Source organism: uncultured Escherichia sp., assembly GCF_948475835.1.
Lineage (GTDB): Bacteria > Pseudomonadota > Gammaproteobacteria > Enterobacterales > Enterobacteriaceae > ECMA0423.
In genome coordinates this window covers 1-3959 of record NZ_CAOLGM010000211.1, presented here as the reverse complement: position 1 = coordinate 3959, position 3959 = coordinate 1, and the positions used below count along the sequence as shown (strand labels likewise).

Below are 3959 nucleotides of genomic sequence, written 5' to 3'. Positions count from 1 at the left end.
TTTTTCGTCTTGCGACGTTAAGAATCCGTATCTTCGAGTGCCCACACAGATTGTCTGATAAATTGTTAAAGAGCAGTGCCGCTTCGCTTTTTCTCAGCGGCGCGGGGTGTGCATAATACGCTTTCCCGCTACAGAGTCAAGCATTTTTTGCTTTTCTCTGTTGAGATTCTCAGGAGAACCCCGCTGACCCGGCAACGTGTTTGCCGTTGTTCCGTGTCAGTGGTGGCGCATTATAGGGAGTTATTCCGGCCTGACAAGAGGAAATTTAAAATAATTTTCTGACCGCGCATTTTTTATTCTTTGTGCTTATTTCAGCGTCGGTTTGTCGGTTAAATGGGCGATTTCTCGGGCGAAATTCGCCACCTGCTCCCAATCGGTATAGACAACTTCTTTGCGCGTATCCGTTTCACCGCCTGACATCTTCATAATCAGCTTGATCATAAAACGGTCGTACCAGCGATAACGTGGGTAACGCAGCGCCCCGGCAATGACCGCGCAGCGATCGGGACGCCATTGCGAGTTCATCAGAAACTTCCGCGCGTAGCTGTTGGTCTGTGGAGTACGCTTCTCCGGTTTGCGCGCCACCAGGTTTACGGAATAAAAGGCGCTCGGCATCGAATTCAGTCGCGTCGCATGTTTTTTGACAAATTCCTGGAACGCAGAGTGGTAGTGACCATAGCGAATAGAAGCACCAATGACCACACGGTCATAATTTTCCCATTGTGGTTCTTCAATGCGGTGCACATTGGCGACATCCGTCTGGATCCCCAGTTCTTTCAGTTCCGAAGCCAGGTAGGAGGCAATCTCGCGCGTTTGTCCGTCCCTTGTTGAGAAAAGAATTAATGTTTTCACGTATTACTCCATCATTCACGCCAGAAAGTCGGGGTAAAGAGCACCAGCAATGTAAAGACCTCGAGACGACCAAACAGCATGTTGGCAATCAGGATCCATTTAGCCACCGGGTTCATACTGGTAAAGTTATCAGCAACCACGCCAAGCCCTGGCCCCAGGTTATTCAATGTCGCAACAACTGAGGCAAAGGCAGAAAAGTCATCCACGCCCGTGGCGATAATCGCCAGCATACTGACAATAAACACCAATGCATAGGCGGAGAAAAATCCCCAAACGGCTTCGAGGATACGTTCCGGCAGTGCGCGATTCCCCAGCTTAATGCTATAGACGGCGTTCGGATGCACCAGTCGTTTCAGCTCACGGTTCCCCTGCTTAAACAGCAGCAGGATGCGGATCACTTTCAGGCCACCGCCCGTTGACCCGGCGCAACCGCCGATAAAAGCTGAACATAAAAGCAGTACCGGCAAAAAGAGCGGCCAGCGGGCAATGCTGTCAGTCGTAAACCCGGCGGTTGTCGCCATCGATACCACCTGGAAAAACGCCTGGTTAATTGTCATCAGCGCCGAACTGTAGACATTATGAAACCACAGTACGAGTGTACAAATAACCACCAGCGTAAACTGTACGCCGATAAACATGCGAAATTCCGGATCGCGCCAATAAACCTTCAGACTACGCCCACTTAACAGTGAAAAGTGCAGACCGTAGTTACAGCCGGAGATCAGCAGGAAGATAGCAATGATAGTGTTAATAGTCGGGCTGTCGAAATAACCGATACTGGCATCATGTGTCGAGAAGCCGCCAATAGCGATAGTCGCAAAGCTATGGCCGATGGCATCAAAGGCATCCATTCCGGCAAACCACAACGCCAGCGCACAGGCGACGGTCAGCAAGACATAAATCAACCACAGGGTTTTCGCCGTTTCCGCAATTCGCGGGCGCATTTTGTTATCTTTCAGCGGGCCGGGCATTTCTGCGCGATAGAGCTGCATCCCACCCACGCCGAGGATAGGCAGTATCGCAACCGCTAACACGATGATCCCCATCCCGCCAAACCATTGCAGCATCTGGCGATAAAAGAGGATGGCATGAGGGAGCGAATCCAGCCCCACCAGCGTAGTGGCCCCGGTGGTGGTCAGGCCAGAGAAAGATTCAAAAAACGCATCGGTAATCGTGAGGTTCGGGCTTTCCGAGAAGATAAAAGGGAGCGCACCGACGCTACCCAGCACGGTCCAAAACAGCACCACTATCAGAAACCCCTCACGGGATTTCAGTTCGCCCTTCTCTTTGCGGTTCGGCCACCACAGCATAGAGCCAATGGCGAGGGCGACAAAAAAGGTCTGGGTAAAAGCGCGGCCCGCTCCATCCCGGTAGATGAGTGCTACCAGCCCAGGGATAATCATGGTCCCTGAAAATAAGATGACCAGTAGTCCAACGATTCGGGTAATGGCGCGAAAATGCATCTCTGCCGCTTCCTTAGTTCTGCAAAACGAAGTGGGGATTATTCTTCAATCGCTAACAATTGCAATGAACCACGGCTAAAATCCGCCAGCTTTGCGGAAAATTCAGCCACTTTCGCCGCCGGAAGCGCCACCCGCAGCAGAACGAATGCCTGATAATCACTGTTGATAATTTTGCCGTCACACTGCCCCAGCAACGCTTCAATGCCGGTTAACTGACTATATTCACATTGCAAAGTATATTCGGTTAATGGCGTCTTGCGTTGGGTCGTTAGCTGGCGCAGCGCCTGATTCACGCCGCCGCCATACGCTTTCACTAACCCACCGGTGCCAAGCAATATGCCGCCGTAGTAGCGCACTACCACAGCGGTAATTTCCCCGACGCCGCTGCCCATTAGCTGGGCGAGCATCGGTTTACCTGCCGTTCCCGCCGGCTCCCCGTCGTCAGAGAAACCCAGCTGTTGAGAATCATCCGGCGCACCCGCCACCCACGCCACGCAATGGTGGCGGGCATCGGGGTGTTCTGCCCGCACCGATTCAACAAACGCTTTCGCCGCCTCAACGCCATCGGTATGCGCCAACATCGTTATGAAGCGGCTTTTTTTGATCTCTTCAACGACCGTGACCGGTGCCGCAGGAATTAACCAGCTTTCCATCACGCCAGTTTCAGATCCCGGGTCATGTTTTCCACGTTGTTTTCGTGGATCACCACGTTGTCTTCGATACGAATGCCGCCGAACGGTTTCAGTGCTTCAATTTTCTGCCAGTTGAAGTGCTTGCTGAACTGCCCTTCACGCCACGGTGCCAGCAGCGATTCAATGAAGTAGATACCCGGTTCGATGGTTAACACCATGCCCGGCTGGAGAATACGGGTGCAGCGCAGGTACGGATATTTTGCCGGTGCCGCGAGGTGCGTACCGCTATCATCCTGCATAAAACCGGCTACGTCATGCACCTGCAGGCCCAGCGGATGGCCAATACCGTGCGGCATAAACGGTCCGGTGAGATCGTTTTCGACCATCGCTTCTTCACTCATATCGGTGATGATTTGATGTTTACGCAGCAGTTTGGCGATGCGCTGATGGAACTGGATGTGGTAATCCACATAGCTGACGCCTGCTTTCATGGTAGCGATCAGCGCCAGTTGTTCATCATTTACGTCTTTCACCAGCTGTGCGTAGTCGTTGTCACTTTTTGCCGACCAGGTACGGGTCAGGTCAGCCGCATAGCCGTTATATTCGGCCCCGGCATCCAGCAGGAAGCTGCGCATCTCTTCCGGTGCCTGGTGGTCCAGTTTGGTGTAATGCAACACCGCAGCGTGTTCGTTGAGCGCCACAATGTTGCTGTAAGGTACGTCGGTATCACGATGACCGGTCGCGGTCAGATAGGCAATGTTGATATCGAACTCGCTCATGCCAGAACGGAACGCTTCTTCTGCCGCGCGATGACCGTTGACCGCCATTTTCTGCGCTTCACGCATACAGGCCAGTTCGTACTCGGTTTTGAAGGAGCGGTAGTAATGCAGGTAGTCGATCACCCCTTTCGGGTTGATATTGCTGGCCTCAATACCCAGTTGCAGCGCACGTTCCGGCACCGGACCGATATAACCGATATTCCCGCGCGCAGCAGGCAGCAGGCTACCAATGC

The 3959-nt window shown here is 52.9% G+C and carries 4 protein-coding genes; all 4 read right to left on the bottom strand.

Features of this window, described 5'->3' with window-relative positions:
• Nucleotides 1–306: 306 nt before the first annotated feature.
• Nucleotides 307–852 (bottom strand): menaquinone-dependent protoporphyrinogen IX dehydrogenase, encoded by a 546-nt coding sequence (hemG, locus tag QZF50_RS22885; RefSeq protein WP_000853970.1) that lies wholly within the window; start codon nucleotides 850–852, stop codon nucleotides 307–309.
• Nucleotides 853–863: 11 nt separating this feature from the next.
• The gene (gene trkH, locus QZF50_RS22880; protein ID WP_000545677.1) at nucleotides 864–2315 is read right to left on the bottom strand and encodes a Trk system potassium transporter TrkH; all 1452 of its coding nucleotides are present in this window, start codon (nucleotides 2313–2315) and stop codon (nucleotides 864–866) included.
• 38 nt (nucleotides 2316–2353) lie between these two features.
• The gene (locus QZF50_RS22875) at nucleotides 2354–2968 is read right to left on the bottom strand and encodes an IMPACT family protein (RefSeq protein ID WP_001296979.1); all 615 of its coding nucleotides are present in this window, start codon (nucleotides 2966–2968) and stop codon (nucleotides 2354–2356) included.
• Nucleotides 2968–3959, bottom strand: a 992-nt coding sequence (gene pepQ / locus QZF50_RS22870; RefSeq protein WP_290389010.1) for a Xaa-Pro dipeptidase, incomplete at its 5' end; no start/stop codon positions are given. The genes QZF50_RS22875 and pepQ, both read right to left, overlap by 1 nt.

Coding starts and splice junctions, on each gene's coding strand:
- QZF50_RS22875 (WP_001296979.1), bottom strand. CDS start 2,968: ATGGAAAGCTGGTTAATTCCTGCGGCACCGGTCACGGTCGTTGAAGAG.
- trkH (WP_000545677.1), bottom strand. CDS start 2,315: ATGCATTTTCGCGCCATTACCCGAATCGTTGGACTACTGGTCATCTTA.